This is a genomic window from Clostridium fallax (assembly GCF_900129365.1).
GTDB classification, from domain to species: domain Bacteria; phylum Bacillota; class Clostridia; order Clostridiales; family Clostridiaceae; genus Clostridium_AH; species Clostridium_AH fallax.
Map to the genome: position 1 here is coordinate 1 of NZ_FQVM01000031.1, position 17,707 is coordinate 17,707.

A 17,707-nucleotide genomic window follows, 5' to 3' on the forward strand; every position below is an offset into this window, starting at 1 on the left:
TTACTCCTTAAATTCTTCAATTTTATCATTTATTTCATTTAATTTCTTAGTAAGTTCTTCATTACTTGAAATCAAATGATTTTTTTTCTCTAAAATATTATTTAAGTTTTTATTATATTCAGAATTTAATTCATTAAATTTTTTAGTAATTTGTTTTTTTTCTTTTTCTATTTTATTGTATTGTGCATAATCAACTTTCACCTCTTTCTTAGGTAAAAACTCAGTTATACATATAAATAAAACAAAGGTTATAAAAAATACTACAACATTTTTTACAATCTTTATAAAAAATGAAATATTAAATTTTTTATTCATTTAAAATTATCCTCCCTTAAGCTCTACTTAAATATTATTTCAACAGATATTATAGCAAAATGTGTATATTTTGTAAAATATATTTAATATTTTAATAACTAATATCTCTATATAATTTAATTATAATTGTTTATTAAATATAATTTTAAATTCATAAAAACTTTTTCATATAATCATTAAAATGTAACTAATTGTATTAATGAAATTTATAATTTGATATAATTATAATAAAAAAGGGAGAGAATTTTATGACACCAAAAATGAAATATGCTTTTAAATCACTAAAGTATACTGGGATTATAATATTCCTAATATTCTTATTACTTATGATTTTAGGAGGTATTAATTTAATATTAACTCTTTTATTATGTACTTCATCTATTATTTTCACTGTACTTTTCTGTACATTTTTAATAATAAATGAGAAATAGACTAATTTTTACATAATATAAACAACGATTAATTATTTATTTTAATAATTTATACATGTATATCCTTGTAAATAAAATCAAATACGTGCAGATAAAAAGACTAGAATAATTTAAATATCATTTTCCTAACTAAATGATATTCAAATAAATCCTAGTCTTTTCATATTAAATAATTATAGTGATTTTTTTATTAATTATTATAATAATAAAAAATCATTAATATATTTTAAATTAATTTTAGTTCCATTCCCCTGCAATAGAACTTTCCTTATGGTCTTTATTAAATCCATTTGTATCAAAATAATTTCCAGCATCATAAAAAGTAGAGTCTACTTTAACCCACTTTTTTTCATCCTTTAGATAAACTTCATTCCAAGCATGGGGAACCCACTCTCTTCCATTGTATCCTTCTCCAGTAATAAGTTTTACAGGAAGGCCACAATCTCTAGCCATAGCTACATAAAGGCACGCAAAATCAAAGCAAATTCCTTTTTTAGTATTAAAGGCCGCTATAGCTCCTGAATCTGTTTTATATTTATTATTCATAACTGCAGCTGCTTTATTATCGTCATACCTTATATTAGTACCAATCCATCTATATATAGCTTCTGCTTTCTCCCTTTCAGTATTCTTTCCATTAGTTATTCTCAAAGCTTCTGCTTTTATAGCTGGAGATGATTTAATTCCATGATCTAAAGTTACTCCATTGTAATAAACAATTTCCTTTATCTTTGGAGATTTTTTATCTTTATTATTTTGTATAGGCTTATTAGAATTATTATTTTCATCAGCAACTTCAACTACTTTTATTTGAAAAGAATCAGAAACTATCTTAGGAAACTCTTTTATTATATAGCTGTTACTTACAGGACTAATTAACTTGTCATTAAGTTTTTCATAAATATCACTATTATTTACATAAGGATTTATAACATTAACTATAGGCATTAAAGTTAAAATTTTTATTATAAAAGCAGCAATTATAACATTTACTAAAGAAGTAGGAATAGAAAATATTCCACCAAATAACCTTCTCTTTATACCTCCTCTTCTAGTTATATTGCCAATCAAAGTTAATAAAGGTTCTACAGTTACATTATTAATAAGTTTAGTAATGATAATTAGAAGTCTATAAATAAGCCATATAAAAATTAAAACTAATATTATATAAATAATTTGATAAGTTATTCCATATAAATTACCAAAAATTGCTATATTATCTTTAAGCTTATCTATAATACCTGTTATAATATTTGTTTTTGATGTTATTAAAACTCCTAAAATTACAGATATAAGAGTCATCACATCTTTTTCAATTCTTAAAAATTCATACTTTGTATCTATATCTCTAAATCCTTTTATAAATCCAGAAATAATAGGAAATATAAATAATACTGTAAATATAATATCTATAAGATTTAATTTCATATTAATCACTACTCCATAAAATCATCTGTATTCATTACTTTTTTAACTGTGTCACTTATACAACTATAACTATATCCCTTAGAAGCTAAAAATCTATATAATTTTTGATATAGTTTATATTTATCTTCTTCTCTCTTTATAAGATTGTTGTATTTTTTAAGGCAAAGACTATAAGCACTAGTTTCTTCTACATTTGAATCTATGTTATTGATTTTATCCTCAATCAAATCCTCTGATACTCCTTTTTTCAGTAAAGAATATTTGATTTTTTTTCTACCTTGATTTTTTATTTTATCTTTTACAAAGATTTCTACAAACTTATTATCATTAATGAAATTGTATTCTTTTAAAAACTTTATAGTTTTTTCTATACTATTTTTATCAAAACCCTTTAATATAAGTTTATCTATTATTTCTTTCTCTGTTTTATGTGCTTTTTCTATAACTCTTAAAGCAGAATTTTTGCATTTTATAAAATTATCTTCTTTTACAATAGATTCTATTTTAGATAACTCTATTTCTTCTTTTACATTAAGATTACATTTATAAACCAATTCTCCATCACAGGCAAAAGCAAATTCTTCATCTATAAATACATTTACTCTATTTTTATTTCTTTTTTGAACTTCAATTTTTGTGATTTTACTCATTACCTTCCTCTTCCTTTTTAGGTCTTAAAATGTGAATGGTTGGATTATTAAGTATTTCCCTACCTATTTTATATATATCCTTAGTACTTATTTTGTTTAAATTTTCCATATCATCTATGAATTCTTTTATATCCTGACCTTCTAAATATTGATTTAATACATAACTTCCAAGTTCACTAGAATCTTCAATAGTAGAGATTACTGCGGTTTTATGAACCTTTTTCATAAGACTTAAAGTATTATCATCAAAGCCTACTTCTTCTCTTTTCATCTTTTCTATACAGCTATCTATAGCCTCTATAGCTTCATAAACATTTTCCTCTGCTACTGCGGTATAAATATAAAGAGTCTTTACATCATTTGTCATATCCATATGAGTATACACATCATAAGCAAGACCTCTATTTTCTCTAAGTTCCCTAAAAAGAATAGAGTTAGAACTTTCTCCAAATTTATGATTTAATATTTTAAAAGGTAATTCTTTATCTTTAGTTAAGCCATAGAAAGTATATAAATATACTATAGTACATTGCTCTATATGACCTTTGTAAGTTGTAACCTTTAAAGGAATATTTTTTTCATTTATAATTTTTTCTTTCTCTTTTGTAGTACCTTTCCAAATACCAAATACATTTTCTATAACCTTTATAGCTTCTTCATGTTCTAAAGAGCTAACAAAGCTAATTAAACTGTTATCTGGATTATAATATTCTTTATAGAATTTAATTAAATCCTCCCTCTTAAAACTTGAAACACTTTCCTCAGTACCAGAAACTTCATATCTTAAATTACTTTTATTAAAAGCTACTTCATTAACTCTTGTAAAACTTAAATCTTCTACATCATCTTTACTACTTTTTATTTCTGCTAGTATAACTCCTCTTTCCTTTTCAATTTCCTCTTCTGGAAAGGATGGATTTATAATCATATCTCCTATTAAACTTATTCCTTTTATAATTTCCTCCTCTAAGGAAGTAATACTATATACAGTAGTTGTATAATCTGTATATGCATTATATTCTCCACCTAAGTTTTCTAAAAGGTTATTAAGCTCTTCATTATTTTTAGTTTTTGTGCCCTTAAAAAGCATATGTTCTATAAAATGAGCTATTCCCTTTTCATTATCCCCCTCATTTAATGATCCTACTTTTATTCCAATATTAAAAGATGATAACTGCGTATCTTTTTTAACAGTAATAACTTCTAATCCATTTTTTAACTTAGTTATTTTACTATCTATATTGCATTTGTACACTAATAAATTCCCTCCATAACTTTTATAAAATCCCCTTAATATATTATTAGCTATTTATCCATTATAACCTCTTTTATACAAACTTTAAATTAATATATTAAATAAAATTATTTTCTTTTACTAAATAATCTTTTTCTATTTTTAATTTTATAGTTAATTTTAAAAAAGGTTAAGTGTAAATTTTTTACAATTTTCACTTAACCTTTTAAAAATTTATTAAAAATTGTTAATTATAAAGCCTTTTTAATTTAGTTTAGTTTTAAATTTTAGAGGGTAATTTTTCTTAAGGCTTTACAATTTATTTTTAATCATTTTTCTTCTTTTTTAAAATAATTGTTCCTCCTAATATAGAAACAATTCCTATTACACAAAGAATTGCAGTTCCTATTACTGCTCCTGTCTTTTTAAGCTTGGTATCCTTGCTTTTTGATAAAGTTTTAGAATCTTTTTTTAAAGTATTATTAGATGATTCTATATTTTTACTTTCTTCTTTTTCTACCGTATTTTCTTCATTATTATTTATTTTAGAATTATTTAAAGTAGTAAATCCACTATTTAAATTATATACCATATTATCTATATCTTCTTTGGAAACTTTTTTAGTATTTAATAACTTTTCACCTTCGTTTAAAATATTATTAAAATTATCTATATCTTCTTTTTTATACTCTCCATTATTGTTACCTACTTTAAAGTTTTTAACTTCATTTTCCATTTCCTTTAATTTATTTTTAAGACTATCTCTATTAACTAAAACTAAATCATTATTAAATCTTTCAATAGAATTTTCTAATTCTTCTCTAGATTTATCTACATCACTTTGAATTGCATTTTTATTATTTATTAAATTATTAGCCATATTTAAGTTTTCTTTTAAATTATTTAAATTTTCTTCTTTATTATCTCCATCTTTATTTCCTACATTTCCATTTGAAATAGTGCTTTTGCCTTTTTCTATAGATTTATTTAGTTCATTAAAATTTGCTATTTCTGGTGCTTTTAAAAATTCATCTTCTGCATATTTAATTTTAGATATTTCATTATTAATATCTTCCTTTGAGATATTACTTTTATCTAAAAAGTTTTTAGCTTCATTTAAAATAGCCTTATAATTCTTTTTTGCACTTTCTATTTTATTAGATTCTTCTATTAAAGATAATCCTTTATATATTTTATCTCTTAATAAACTTAAATCTTTAGCATTTTCAGGTACCTTAAGTTCTTTTCCATCTATTCCTTCCACTTCTACTTCATAAATTCTAGCTGCAGCCCATTGGCCTGGATTCTGTTCTGATTTATTAATTTTTAATTTTACATATCTTAAAGTCTTATAATTTCCTTCACTTATGGTTACTGCCTTACTATTCCCTTTTACATCATCAAAAACATCCCAATTTTCTCCATCATTACTACTTTCAATAGTAAAATCACTTGTATTCATAGATCTAGCCTCTCCACCAGCTTCTGCATGAGAAATTTTAATATCTTTTATTGCATGTTCTTCTAAATCTATGGTAATCCATTGATTACTAGGTCCTACCTGACACCATTTAGTTGTACTCTTACCATCTACAGCAAATTTTCCTTCTTCATTTTCATTTGTACAACCACTGGCCTCAATATTTTTATTTAATGCTAAATTTTTTAGTCCTCCCTTAGCATCCTTTGATATAGTAATTAAATTTTCTTTCTTTTCTACAGCTTTTCCAGCTTTATTTTTTCCTTCTAAATATACTGTGTATATACCTTCCTTTGAAAACTTAGCTTTAACTTCACTGCCTTTAACTTTATCCTCATCAGCTCCCTCTATTGTCCAAAGTAAATCTTCTGCAGCTTCTGAGTTGCTTTTTAAGGTTATCTCTTCTCCTGGTGCAGCTACAACAGTACTAACTATAAAATCTACCTTTGGCTTTTTAAGTTGTGGCCAATTAAAATCTACTTCACTAGTGCTATTTTCATTAGATTTATAATCTTTATTTACTGCTTTTACTAAAATCTTTGTACTATTAGAATTTAAATCTCTATTTATATTTTCAATATAATAGCAATTTCCTTCTGTAGCTCCTATAAATTCATTATCTCCTTCTTTATTCTCTTTATATATTTCATAATGATTTACATTGTTATCCTCATTACTCCAGCTTAATCTTAAAGCAGCTTTAGTATCATTTTCCTTAAGTTTACTTTCTTCTATTTTTATATTATTTGGCTTTGAACAACTAGCTTTTTTCCCATTAGTTACTGATAATCTTCCAAGTTCTAAAGAATAGTTATTAGAATCTCCTTGTCCATTAATAATAACTGATATATTCTTTATATTTTTTCCTACTAGCTCCCCTAAAGTAGCTTGTCCTATTATCCATTTATTATCGCTATTATTATTTTCTAATTGTATTTCCTTATCTTCTCCATCTACATCTAATAATAATTTAATATTTCCTATATTTTCGTTTTCCTTAAAAGTTAAAGCTATATTAGTATTACTTTCAACTTTTAAATCTGTAGCATAAAGTTTTACTTTAGTAATTCCTCCATTTTCTATAGAACCTTTTAATTTTATTGATGATCCACCATAATAGGCATCTTCATAATTTATTTCAGCATTTAAATTGTTCTTATCATTATCTATAATCCAACGATATGTTGGCATAACATCCATAAGACTTCTATTATTCCAATCTTTATTTCCTATTTTATTACCATCTATATAATACCCTTTACCATTTCCCATAGAAAAATTAGTAACAAAAGGTATAGAAGTTACTGGTGTTTTTTCCACAAAATAATTTGCAATTCCTTTCCAGTTATCTTCAGCATTTATCTTTCTAGGATCTTTATTTGATCCAATCCAAAATCTATTTTCTTTCTTTAGAAATTCATCAAAGGTTTTACTTGAGTGATATGTATTATCTGGACAGTAAAGTCCTAAAGATACTTTTGCTTCTCCTGGATTTTTAAATACAGCTTTCCAGTTAGCATTTGTATTATATCCATTAGCTTGTACATCTATTCCTGCAAATAAATCATAAGGAGATCTTCCTAAACTTTTTGCATTGTTAACTGAATCCTCTATTCCCCTTTCATCCCACCAAAAGTTTAAAAACATCCCATCAGAAACTTTAGTATTTCCATCTTGCAGATACATTTTATTTTCATCATTTAATTGATTTTGCCAACTTATTCCTCCATTTTCAGTCATAGAATCATAATAAATTATTTGCATATTTTTATCTTTTTTACTTTGCAAATACTTCATCATTTCTTTAAATTCTTTTGCCTCTTCTTCATTTAATCCTTCCGATTCTTGATTTATAAACCAACCATCAAATCCATAATATTTAGAAACTTCAATTAATTTATCTGCTAATATGTATCTTCCATCACTATCTTTTTTAAGAAAGTCCTTAACCCACTGAACTTTTCCTCCATAAACTGCTGGTGGAAAAAATACTGTTCCTAAAACTGGTACTCCATTTTTATGTGCTGCATTAACAATATCTGCACTTGGCGGAACTATAATTCCCTCTCCAGAGGATCCTGCCCAAGCTACCATTGTATCTATGTATTGCCAATATGTAAAATTGTAATTATCAAACTTACTAGATCCTATTGATGGAGTACTACTTGTATGAGTATTAGCAATTGCTAAAGATATTAATTTTCCATCCTTACTTTGATTATTATTAATCTTTTCTCCCTTTTCTCTTTTAACTAATGGCTCTTTACTAACATTAAACTTAAAATCTTTGTCCTTATCTTTAGACCAATTCATAAGTTCTTCTGGAAACCAATAAGATGAAAGTGGTATTCCACTTCTTTCCTGCATTTCAATGTCTTCTACTGTCTTTCCATAAACTATGTTGTCCTTAAAAAAAGTAGTACAAACTATACCACTTGTAAAAATGGCTGCAATAATAACAGCAAAGGATTTTTTTAGTTTACGTCTTATCATTAAAATTCAACCCCTTTATAAACGTTTTCATATAAAATTGTACTACTTAATTTTTTATTATTCCATGAACTTTTTATAGATTTATTGTATTATTTCTTGCATAATTTATTTTAATCTAAAGATATATTGCAAATAACAGGATAATGATCTGATGGGTATCCGCCCTTTATTTTTCTACTATCTACTTTTACACTATTTATCTTAAACTCTTTAGAAAATAAAATATAATCTATAATTCCTCCTTCAAATCCTCCTTTAAATTCATGAAATGTACAGACTACATCATTTAAAGCCTCATCATAACTATTTTTTAATATAATCTGTTTTTCCTCCCATTCTTTCATTATTTTAAATATTTCATTTTCTTTATAACAATTAAAATCTCCCATAAGCATATAAGGTATATTATTTTCTTTGTAAGTTCTTTTTATAAAATTTAGTATTATCTTTATTCCTTCTTCCCTTGCTTTTTGACTTATATGATCTAGATGAGTATTGTATTGAATAAATTCTTTATTAATTTCTTTTATTTTAAAGTGAGCCCATGTGCATATTCTTGGAAGACTACTTTCAAAACTTTTACTACCCTTTTCTTTAGGATTTTTAGAAAGCCAAAATTGTCCCCAATTTATTAAACTTAACTTTTCTTTTTTATAAAATATAGCATTAAATTCATTTTCCGCTCCTTCTTCACCACCTTCTCTTCCTTCTCCTAAAAAATCATATTCCTTTAAAAGATTTTTAAGAGTTTTAAGCATATGTATTAATCCCTCTTGAGTTCCTATTACTAAAGGCTTATTTTCTTTTATTAAAGCTTCTATTCTTTCCGCTCTTTCATCCCAAGAATTATCCTTATTATTAGTAAAATCATACTTTAAATTAAAAGTCATAACATTAATTGTCATATAAATTTCTCCTTTTAAAATTTATTTTATTATTCAAAATAAATATTCTACTTTAAAATTTTAATTCCTTTGTATATAATTTATTTTTAGTTGCTAAATTTAATTTCTTAAAAAAATCATTCCTTCATTGTATAATATAATTAAGTATTTATATAAAATTTTAAGAAAGGAGATTTTCATGAATACAACTATTTTATTAGTAGAAGATGAACTTAGAATACGTTTTTTATTAAGAGATTATTTTCTTAAGGAAGGTTATAAAATTTTAGAAGCTGAAAATGGGAAAGAAGCTTTAGATATTTTTTCTAAGAATAAAGTAAATATAATAATTTTAGATATAATGATGCCTGAATTAGATGGTTTTACTGTTTGTAAAAAAATAAGAGAAACTTCCACAATTCCTATTATAATGTTAACTGCTAAAAGTGAGGAGGAAGATAAACTCCTTGGCTATGATTTAGGTGCAGATGATTATGTAACGAAACCTTTTAGCCCTAAAGTTCTAGTTGCAAAAGTAAAGGCACTATTAAAAAGAACTGATACTTCTAAAGATACTAATATACAAAACTTCTATGGTTTAAAAATAAATAAACTTTCAAGGGAAGTATCTATTAATGATAAGGAAATTAATTTATCTCCTAAAGAATTTGATTTATTATCTTTTTTAATAGATAATAAAGGAATTGCCTTAACTAGAGATAAAATTTTAGATAATGTTTGGGGCGTAGATTATTATGGTGATAATAGAACTGTAGATACTAATATAAAAAGATTAAGGGAAAAACTTTTAGATAAATCTGAATATATTGCTACTGTTAGAGGAAGTGGATACAAATTTGAGGTTAAAGATGAAAAAAAAGAATAATAGTATATCAAAAAAAATATTTACTATAACCTTTAGTTTAATAATATTACTATTAGGTGCTTCATTCTTACTTCAATATTTTTTCTTTGATAACTTTTATGCTTCTAAAAAGACTAAAAACTTAATATTAAGTGTAAATAAATTCAAATTGTTATACTCTAAAATGTCTAGTGATAATGATACCCTTTATAAAGCTATGAACTCCTTTGAGATGATAAATAATGCTAAAATTGCAATATATTCTACTAATGGAGAGATAAGATACATAACAAACAATGATAACGAAAACTCTGAAACATCAAAATTATTAAATGATATTTTTCAAACCTTATATAATAATAAATATTATGCAGAACTTTTAGCAAAATCTAATGAAACTTATACAACGACTTTTGAGGATCCTAAAACAAATATGAAACATATAGTTTGTTTTTCATCTATGTCTCTTAATTATAAAAATGATAGCATAATAATTGCAATAACTTCTTATCAGCAAATTAAAGAGGCTTCTTCTGCTATATTAGAGCTTTATAGTTATGTAGGAATGGCCTTTGCAATTTTAGGTTTAGTTTTATCTTTAATATATAGTAATATGATTTCTAAACCTCTAATTAGTATAAATAATGTAGCAAAAAAAATGAGCTCTATGAATTTTGAAGAAAAATGTCCTGTTGAAAGTGATGATGAAATTGGAAATCTTGCAAAAACATTAAACTTTTTATCTAATAATTTATCTAGAGCTTTAGAAGATTTAAAACTTAAAAATAAAAAGCTAAAAGCTGATATAGAGAAAGAAAGGCAACTAGAAAAACTTAGAAAAGATTTCATAGCTGGAGCTTCCCATGAACTAAAAACCCCTATTGGCATAATTGAAGGTTATGCTGAAGGCTTAAAAGATAATATTGTTGAAGGAGAAGCTAGAGATTTTTATTTAGATATAATCATTGATGAATCACAAAAAATGAATAAATTAGTAATGGATATGCTAGAACTTTCTAAATTGGAAAGTGCTAATAATTCATTTAATTTTGAAAAATTTAATTTTAAAGAATTGCTTTTGGACACATTAAATAAATATAAATCTACTTTAAAAGAAAAAAACATAAATACCAATGTAAAAATTATTTGTTCTAATTTTATTGTATTAGGAGATGAATTTAGAATAGAGCAAGTTATAACAAATTTTATAACAAATGCTATAAAATATACTCCAAGTGGTGAAAACGTAAATATTATTCTTGAAGAAAGAGAAAATACTATTATGTTCTCTATAGAAAATACTGGAATACATATTCCTGATGAATCTATAGATAAAATATGGCATCAATTTTATAGACTAGATAAATCAAGAAGTAGAGCTATGGGCAGTAGTGGCCTTGGTTTATCTATAGTAAAGAATATTTTAACCCAGCATGAAAGTAATTTTGGAGTGTTAAACTCTCCTAAAGGAGTTTTATTTTACTTTGATTTAAAAAAAGTAAAATAACTTCCTATAATATAAATTCAAATAAAATCCTACCTAAAGGAAGGTTAAAATAATTTTTACATAAATAAAAAATATTACTTGTAAATTAATTCTTTTAAAATAGTTATTTTTAAAAAAATCACCAGTAGAATTTAATATTTCTACTGGTTTATTATTTAACTTTTAATTATTCACTTAAATCCTTAAACACATTTAAATTTTAAATCAGAATACTTTAAAATAACAGTTTCTTTATTTTAAAATAATATTTTTAATTTTCATTAAAAATTTCTAAGATTATAACCTTTAATAACCTTTATAAATATCCTCCATCAACAGTTATAACTTGACCAGTTATATAGGATGCCTCATCTTTACAAAGAAATGTAACTACATTTCCTATTTCTTCTGCTTTACCAAATCTTCCTATTGGAATTTCATATTCTAAGCTTTCCTTTTCCTCTTTAGACATCCATTTATTCATAGCTGTATCAATAACCCCAGGAGCTATTGCATTTACTGTAATTCCTGATGGAGCCATCTCTTTAGCTAAAGCCTTTGTAAAAGAATTTATTCCACCTTTTGCTGCAGAATAAGCTACTTCACAAGAAGCTCCAACATTTCCCCATATAGAAGATAGATTTATTATCTTCCCATATTTTCTACTTATCATAGATGGTAAAGCACTATGACAAATATACATAGCTCCCTTTAAATCTGTATTTATTAAACTATCTATCTCCTCTACTTTCATATCCATAAAAAGTCCTAAATGACATATACCTGCATTATTTATTAAAATATCTATTCTTTGAAAAGTCTTTAAGGTATCTTCTACTATATTTTTTGCTTGTTTATAATTTGTTAAATCACCTTGAATTATTTTAGAATATCCACCACATTCTTTTATGATTCTTTCCGTTTCCTCTGCTCCTTTTTTATCATTGTTATAATGTATAACTACAGTAGCTCCTTCCTTTCCTAAGGCTATGGCAATTCCTCTACCTATACCTTTAGAAGCACCAGTTACTAATGCAATTTTTCCTGATAAATCACTCATAAATAAAACACCTCTTCTTTTGTTAACTCATCATATTTGTTAAATCTATAATCTTTTTATTCTCTACATTTATAAGACCTAATTTTTCTTTTCCTTCTTCTAAATATTTTACCAAAACATTAGGTCTATTATCTTTATTATCTAATAATGAAACCTTTATATCTCCCTTAATTTTTACATCATCTAAAATTATATCAATATCTCCTTTTTCTTTGTCATGAAACATTATTAGCTTGTCTATTTCATTTTGTCTTTTAGTGAAGAATACTAAAGGATTCCCGTCATAACTATATGCACTATAACTTGGAACCTCATCTTCATTTATTTCTAATATGTTTTTATTTTTATTCCTATCCAGTATAAATAAAACATATTTACCTAAGTTATTTTTCTTAACTCCTATAATTCCTGATTGATCTTCAAAACTTTTAGCAGATACTACATTATTTTCTATAACCTTTATTTTATCATTATTTTTATTATATTCTACTAAATCTAATCCTTTATTATTATATCTTAAAAAATAGAGTTTATAATCTTCATCTACATGTAAAAATTCACTTACATTTTTTAGTTTATTTATTATATCTGGATTCTTTGACTCCAAATTATTTATATAACTTTTCTCATTTGTTAATTTTTGTTCTTTTAAAGTATATAAAACATATTCATTAATTAATGTAGCATTATCTATTTCATCTGAAAAATTAATCTTCCAATTATATAAGTTATTTTTTTGAATATCTTTAGCATTAAATATAGCTCCCTTTAAATTGTCATAAACCATTATCCTATTACAGTTAAAATTGCTTTTGTAAACCTTTAGATTGCCATCTTTACTATTTATTAATCTAGAAATATCTATTTTTATTTCCTCACCGGTAATCTCATCTATTAATATTAAGGCTTGCTCTTTTGGAGATATAAAAGTTATGTAATTTGTAGAGTCTATGTTTACTAAATTTAAGTCCTTTATGTATCCATATTTTTGAGAATGAAAGCTTAATAAGTTTTCAAAACACTCTTTTTTTATAGAAGTAAATGGCCCCTTCAATTGTAATACTAATAAAATTATCCCAATGAGTAAGATTATTGGTATTATAATTCTTTTTTTCATAAACTCCTCCTTATATACTTTTATATATATTATACTATATTAAGGTAAATTAATCCAATTATTTTAATTTTATATGAAATTTGTATTCTTAATTTAAATATTAGCATATTATTTTTACAAAGATTTAGCAATTTATATTATTAATTTAAATGATTTTAAAAATTTTTTATATATAAATTTAAGGCTTTTATATATAATCATATTCAAAAGTCACTTTTCAGAATATTCAAAATATGATATAATATATACGAAGCATACAAATACTTTTTTGATGCTATCAGGTTCTCTTTATGAAACCCCACAACTAAAAAGTTGTGGGGTTTCGTATTTTAAATTATATTTATTTTTATCTTTAAACTTTTATTATCACTTTATTTAAGACTTACTTATTCTTAATAATTTATTTATCATTTTTATTAAAAACTTTATGTATATATATTCCTCCTAAATGAGAAAAATGTCCAACCAAAGCACCACATATTAAAGATATTACTACTAATAAAACCTTTCCATCAGTACCAAATGTAGAACAAGCTCCTAAAAAAGTTCCTGGTATAAAGTCTAAATGTTTACTCTTAGCTTGATAACACATCAAAAATGAAAATATTCCTGTTAATATTGCACCAGAATTGCTTATAGGAATTATTTTGCTTAAATATATAATTGCTAAAGCATAGATAATTCCTGTAAAGTTACAAATTAAAGATTTTTTTAAAGCTTTATTTCCTGCTCCATTTGCAAAATAACTTGTACATCCTATAAATCCAACCCAAGTTATTAATCCAAAAATGTTACTTAAATAGGCCCATAGCCATGATAAAATACCTACACTTAAAGCTGATTCAAATAATGTTGCCATGTAAATCCCCTTTTCATTATAAATTTCATTTTAAAATTATATCATAATTTAAAAAATCTTTAAAATAAAACTTGAAATTTTCCTTTTATATCTATAAAGTATATTTTTAAATCTATATCATATCAAATTTCTTGTTTTTGGTATGATATAGATTTAAAATATAATGGATAAAGTATAATTTAAAAAGATTTAAGGGAGCATATTTTGTAATGAATTCAGATCAAATATATAAAAAAACTATAATTTGTCCTATTTGTAAAAAAGAAAGTAAAGTAAATATGACTAAAAAAGGAGCCTTTAAAATTTTAAAACAAGATTTTGATATGCAAATTACCTATGAAGGGGTAAATCCTCTCTTTTATAGTGTTTTCTTATGTAATTATTGTGGCTATGCTAATGTAGACAAGTATTTTGAAAATGTAAAAGATTTAACTAAGAAAAATATAATCTTAAATATAACCTCTAAATGGAAGGGTATAACTATTCCAGAAGAAAACAACTTAAATTTTGCAATATATCTTTATAAACTTGTTCTTCTTAATAGAACCTACTTTGAAAAAAAAAATTATGGTGAATTAGCAGTTATAAATTTGAGATTATCTTGGCTTTATAAAGAGGTAAATGATTTAAAACAAACAAATAGATTTAGAGAAAATGCTTTAAACTGTTTCTTAGAATCTTATTATAGTGAAGATTCTCCTATAGGCGGATTATATAATGATAGTTATGTAGAATATTTAATAAGTGTTTTATATTATTCTTTAGATAATTTAGAAGAAGCTTTAAAATGGACAAATAAATTAATTCAAAATAGAAACACTCCATATAAATTAAAGGAAAAAGCAAGAGATATGAAGGAAATCTATAAGCAAATAAATACTATCATATCAAAAACATTTTCATAAATTAAAAATCAACTAATTATAGGATTAACAATCTAATAATTAGTTGATCTTTAAAATAAAATTATGTATAAATATCAAAATCTAAGTTTCAAATTATTCCTACTATCCATAAAAGGAAGCTTTAAGTCAAAAAACTTTAATCCTGCCGGAGTAGTTTTATCTGCTAATATATGACTTATATACCCTACTATGAAACCTATTGCTATGTAATTAGAAAAAAGTAACCACGCAACTGTACAAAATGCTACCGTTCCTAAAATCTTATGAGTAAATTGTCTATGGGGAGACATTTTACCTAAAATAACTAAAATTGCAAAACTTAAAATAAGCATATTGCTTTTAAATACTCCTAAAGCATCATCTACAAATCCTTTTAAAGATGCAATTTTTAAAAATTTTGCTATAACTAAAGTAAATATAACTGCCATAATAATATTAGCTAATTTTTTTGAGGCTATGGATTTATTAGTATCAATATCTACTATTAAAGCTCCAAAAATTCCTCCCAAAGTACATTCTAAAACAGGTTTAAAAGAAGAAATTATTTGACTTCCATTTAAAATATCTTCACCTCTTATAGAAGTTAATCCACCTTTATTTATAATAAATCCTAAAATTCCACCACAAACCGCTCCTATTGCTGCATGTTGTTTTCCTGTCATAATTTTTTCCTCCTATGTATGATAATTAAATTTTTAATTCATAATATAAAAAGTTTGCAGAAAAATGTTTCATAGATTTTCCATTTTTAAAAACATATGTTCTAAATTTTATTATATCATATATAAAAAATAGTATCATTACTATTTTCAACATTTTTTTCTATTTTTAAAGTAAATATATTTATTTTTTACAGATTTTATACTACTTATTTGAATAAAACAAAGGTATTTTTCTAAATATTACTTTAATAATATTTTTATATAAAAAATTTTGCTAACTATTAATATATATAATACTTATATTTATAAAGATTATATTTTCCAATAAACTAAAATATTGACAATTAATATCTAAAGGAGTAATATAAATACTGTAGTCGATTTCGCAAATAACTTTAAATAACAAATTAAATAAGGTCCTTTGGTCAAGAGGTCAAGACGCCACCCTCTCACGGTGGAATCAGGGGTTCGATTCCCCTAAGGACTACCATTTTCAAGCCATAATTTTTTATGGTTTTTTTATTTTTAAAAAGGAATTGCCTCAAAATATAAATCAAGTTTTTACTTTGAGGCAATTCCTTCTATTTCTTTAATAATATTATTTTTTATAGTCTAATAATATTTATTCTCATTTAAATTTAATAATTAATAATATCAAGTTAATTTTACATTAATCTACTTCTTTACCTTCCTCGTTATATATTTTCCCAGTATTAACGTCTACATATGTATTAAATGTTTTATTACTACTATTATCCTTCATATCTACCTTATAACACTTTTTTCCTTGAAAATCTATTGTACCTTCATATTTTAATTTTCCTAAAACTACTGCACTACTTTCATATTCATCTTCTACAATTGCTGATGCTTGTTCCCATGATGTAACTTTAACATTATCATCTTTATCATCTTTATAATTTTTAGCATCTTTTATTAATTGTTCTTTAGTTTTATCATCTTCTTGATCCTTTGAACTTACTACATATTTATCACTAGTATCTTTTATTAATTCAAATTCGGTTATCTTATCTTTTCCATCTTTTTGATAACTTACATAACAATCTATGTCATTATCATCCTTATCTTTTTTACTTAAAAATAATTCTGCCTTCTCTACATTCTCTATAGGAGTATCCTTTATTATATCTAATATTTCATTGCCATCAATTGTTGTACCCACTGCTGTATAATCCTTTGCAAGTGAATATGTTGTTTTAACTTGTTCCTTGTTAGAAGAAGTATCTTTGTTATTAGCTTTAGAACCTTTATCACCACAGCTAACAAAAAAAATTGATAAAACTAAAATACTTGCAATAGCTAATAATTTTTTCCTCATTTTATTTCCTCCCCACTAATAATATAGCTTTAAATTTTCTGTTTAATTTAATTATACTAGCAAAATGATTTTTTTTATCCTTTAAATATTAATTTTACAAATTATTTCAATATTATTAATATATTTTCATTTATTTCATTTAAATCTTTATAATCATTTATTAAAATGAAAAAATGAACATTTTTTTCATTTACAATATTACTTATATGATATATAATTGGTATGGGTTAATTTAAATTATTTACAGTATATTAATTTATATGTTAATTTTTTGTATTATGTAATATAAATTTTTTAACTCTTATTAATTAAATATAAACTATATAGGTTGTATTACATACATTAAAAGGGAAATAGGTTAAAATCCTATGCGGTCCCGCCGCCGTTAAGACGAGCTATTTTAATTATGCCACTGGTAAAACTCTGGGAAGGCTAAAATAGTAATGACTCTAAGCCGGAAGACCTGCCTTTATAGAAAACACTAATACTTCACGGTGAA

15 protein-coding genes, 1 tRNA gene and 1 riboswitch are annotated in these 17,707 nt (G+C 24.2%); of the genes, 5 read left to right on the forward strand and 11 right to left on the reverse strand.

Annotation, left to right across the window (positions count from 1 at the left end):
* On the reverse strand, positions 1 to 315 hold the full coding sequence (locus tag BUA70_RS11310) for a hypothetical protein (RefSeq protein ID WP_072897392.1): 315 nt from the start codon (positions 313 to 315) through the stop codon (positions 1 to 3).
* A gap of 248 nt (positions 316 to 563) precedes the next feature.
* Here BUA70_RS11310 and BUA70_RS11315 point away from each other — a divergent pair, with 248 nt between their 5' ends.
* Positions 564 to 746 (forward strand): hypothetical protein, encoded by a 183-nt coding sequence (locus BUA70_RS11315; protein ID WP_072897394.1) that lies wholly within the window; start codon positions 564 to 566, stop codon positions 744 to 746.
* Between the two features lie 237 nt (positions 747 to 983).
* On the opposite strand, the gene BUA70_RS11320 is transcribed toward BUA70_RS11315, so the two are convergent.
* The 5 genes from BUA70_RS11320 to BUA70_RS11340 form a co-directional block, all read right to left on the reverse strand.
* Positions 984 to 2,174: a transglutaminase domain-containing protein gene (locus BUA70_RS11320; protein WP_072897396.1), complete on the reverse strand. Its 1,191-nt coding sequence runs from the start codon at positions 2,172 to 2,174 to the stop codon at positions 984 to 986.
* An 8-nt stretch (positions 2,175 to 2,182) separates the two neighbouring features.
* Entirely contained in the window at positions 2,183 to 2,824 is a 642-nt protein-coding gene (gene recX, locus BUA70_RS11325; protein WP_072897398.1) for a recombination regulator RecX, read from the reverse strand.
* Complete coding sequence (locus BUA70_RS11330) at positions 2,817 to 4,079, reverse strand: M16 family metallopeptidase (protein ID WP_072897401.1); 1,263 nt, start codon at positions 4,077 to 4,079, stop codon at positions 2,817 to 2,819. Before BUA70_RS11330 ends, recX begins: the two co-directional genes overlap by 8 nt.
* Positions 4,080 to 4,383: 304 nt before the next feature.
* Positions 4,384 to 8,031, reverse strand: coding sequence for an endo-beta-N-acetylglucosaminidase (locus BUA70_RS11335; protein WP_072897403.1), 3,648 nt, complete (start codon positions 8,029 to 8,031; stop codon positions 4,384 to 4,386).
* 110 nt (positions 8,032 to 8,141) lie between these two features.
* Positions 8,142 to 8,936: an endonuclease/exonuclease/phosphatase family protein gene (locus tag BUA70_RS11340; RefSeq protein ID WP_242977314.1), complete on the reverse strand. Its 795-nt coding sequence runs from the start codon at positions 8,934 to 8,936 to the stop codon at positions 8,142 to 8,144.
* Between the two features lie 178 nt (positions 8,937 to 9,114).
* Here BUA70_RS11340 and BUA70_RS11345 point away from each other — a divergent pair, with 178 nt between their 5' ends.
* Both BUA70_RS11345 and BUA70_RS11350 read left to right on the forward strand, forming a co-directional pair.
* The gene (locus tag BUA70_RS11345) at positions 9,115 to 9,801 is read left to right on the forward strand and encodes a response regulator transcription factor (RefSeq protein ID WP_072897405.1); all 687 of its coding nucleotides are present in this window, start codon (positions 9,115 to 9,117) and stop codon (positions 9,799 to 9,801) included.
* Complete coding sequence (locus BUA70_RS11350; RefSeq protein ID WP_072897407.1) at positions 9,785 to 11,287, forward strand: sensor histidine kinase; 1,503 nt, start codon at positions 9,785 to 9,787, stop codon at positions 11,285 to 11,287. Before BUA70_RS11345 ends, BUA70_RS11350 begins: the two co-directional genes overlap by 17 nt.
* A gap of 295 nt (positions 11,288 to 11,582) precedes the next feature.
* Here BUA70_RS11350 and ymfI read toward each other — a convergent pair whose 3' ends face one another.
* The 3 genes from ymfI to BUA70_RS11365 all read right to left on the reverse strand — a co-directional run bounded on the left by ymfI (position 11,583) and on the right by BUA70_RS11365 (position 14,302).
* Complete coding sequence (gene ymfI / locus BUA70_RS11355; RefSeq protein WP_072897409.1) at positions 11,583 to 12,326, reverse strand: elongation factor P 5-aminopentanone reductase; 744 nt, start codon at positions 12,324 to 12,326, stop codon at positions 11,583 to 11,585.
* 22 nt (positions 12,327 to 12,348) lie between these two features.
* Complete coding sequence (locus tag BUA70_RS11360) at positions 12,349 to 13,443, reverse strand: hypothetical protein (RefSeq protein WP_072897412.1); 1,095 nt, start codon at positions 13,441 to 13,443, stop codon at positions 12,349 to 12,351.
* Between the two features lie 400 nt (positions 13,444 to 13,843).
* A complete protein-coding gene (locus BUA70_RS11365) occupies positions 13,844 to 14,302 on the reverse strand; it encodes a DUF1097 domain-containing protein (RefSeq protein WP_072897414.1) in 459 nt (152 codons plus the stop codon).
* 209 nt (positions 14,303 to 14,511) lie between these two features.
* Between BUA70_RS11365 and BUA70_RS11370 the strand changes: the two genes are divergently transcribed.
* The gene (locus BUA70_RS11370) at positions 14,512 to 15,207 is read left to right on the forward strand and encodes a DUF2225 domain-containing protein (protein ID WP_072897416.1); all 696 of its coding nucleotides are present in this window, start codon (positions 14,512 to 14,514) and stop codon (positions 15,205 to 15,207) included.
* Positions 15,208 to 15,281: 74 nt separating this feature from the next.
* Here BUA70_RS11370 and BUA70_RS11375 read toward each other — a convergent pair whose 3' ends face one another.
* Positions 15,282 to 15,869, reverse strand: a complete 588-nt coding sequence (locus BUA70_RS11375; protein WP_072897418.1) for a metal-dependent hydrolase — start codon at positions 15,867 to 15,869, stop codon at positions 15,282 to 15,284.
* A 415-nt stretch (positions 15,870 to 16,284) separates the two neighbouring features.
* Here BUA70_RS11375 and BUA70_RS11380 point away from each other — a divergent pair.
* A tRNA-Glu gene (locus tag BUA70_RS11380) sits at positions 16,285 to 16,359 on the forward strand.
* Positions 16,360 to 16,539: 180 nt separating this feature from the next.
* On the opposite strand, the gene BUA70_RS11385 is transcribed toward BUA70_RS11380, so the two are convergent.
* Entirely contained in the window at positions 16,540 to 17,208 is a 669-nt protein-coding gene (locus BUA70_RS11385) for a hypothetical protein (protein ID WP_072897420.1), read from the reverse strand.
* A 308-nt stretch (positions 17,209 to 17,516) separates the two neighbouring features.
* A riboswitch (cobalamin riboswitch) is annotated at positions 17,517 to 17,693 on the forward strand.
* The last annotated feature ends 14 nt before the right edge of the window (positions 17,694 to 17,707 follow it).

What these genes read in the sequence shown, in the direction of transcription:
- BUA70_RS11360 (WP_072897412.1), bottom strand. Translation starts at nt 13,443, where the DNA reads ATGAAAAAAAGAATTATAATACCAATAATCTTACTCATTGGGATAATT.
- ymfI (WP_072897409.1), bottom strand. Translation starts at nt 12,326, where the DNA reads ATGAGTGATTTATCAGGAAAAATTGCATTAGTAACTGGTGCTTCTAAA.
- BUA70_RS11340 (WP_242977314.1), bottom strand. Translation starts at nt 8,936, where the DNA reads ATGACAATTAATGTTATGACTTTTAATTTAAAGTATGATTTTACTAAT.
- BUA70_RS11350 (WP_072897407.1), top strand. Translation starts at nt 9,785, where the DNA reads ATGAAAAAAAAGAATAATAGTATATCAAAAAAAATATTTACTATAACC.
- BUA70_RS11370 (WP_072897416.1), top strand. Translation starts at nt 14,512, where the DNA reads ATGAATTCAGATCAAATATATAAAAAAACTATAATTTGTCCTATTTGT.
- BUA70_RS11320 (WP_072897396.1), bottom strand. Translation starts at nt 2,174, where the DNA reads ATGAAATTAAATCTTATAGATATTATATTTACAGTATTATTTATATTT.
- BUA70_RS11365 (WP_072897414.1), bottom strand. Translation starts at nt 14,302, where the DNA reads ATGGCAACATTATTTGAATCAGCTTTAAGTGTAGGTATTTTATCATGG.
- BUA70_RS11375 (WP_072897418.1), bottom strand. Translation starts at nt 15,869, where the DNA reads ATGACAGGAAAACAACATGCAGCAATAGGAGCGGTTTGTGGTGGAATT.
- BUA70_RS11310 (WP_072897392.1), bottom strand. Translation starts at nt 315, where the DNA reads ATGAATAAAAAATTTAATATTTCATTTTTTATAAAGATTGTAAAAAAT.
- recX (WP_072897398.1), bottom strand. Translation starts at nt 2,824, where the DNA reads ATGAGTAAAATCACAAAAATTGAAGTTCAAAAAAGAAATAAAAATAGA.
- BUA70_RS11335 (WP_072897403.1), bottom strand. Translation starts at nt 8,031, where the DNA reads ATGATAAGACGTAAACTAAAAAAATCCTTTGCTGTTATTATTGCAGCC.
- BUA70_RS11345 (WP_072897405.1), top strand. Translation starts at nt 9,115, where the DNA reads ATGAATACAACTATTTTATTAGTAGAAGATGAACTTAGAATACGTTTT.
- BUA70_RS11385 (WP_072897420.1), bottom strand. Translation starts at nt 17,208, where the DNA reads ATGAGGAAAAAATTATTAGCTATTGCAAGTATTTTAGTTTTATCAATT.
- BUA70_RS11315 (WP_072897394.1), top strand. Translation starts at nt 564, where the DNA reads ATGACACCAAAAATGAAATATGCTTTTAAATCACTAAAGTATACTGGG.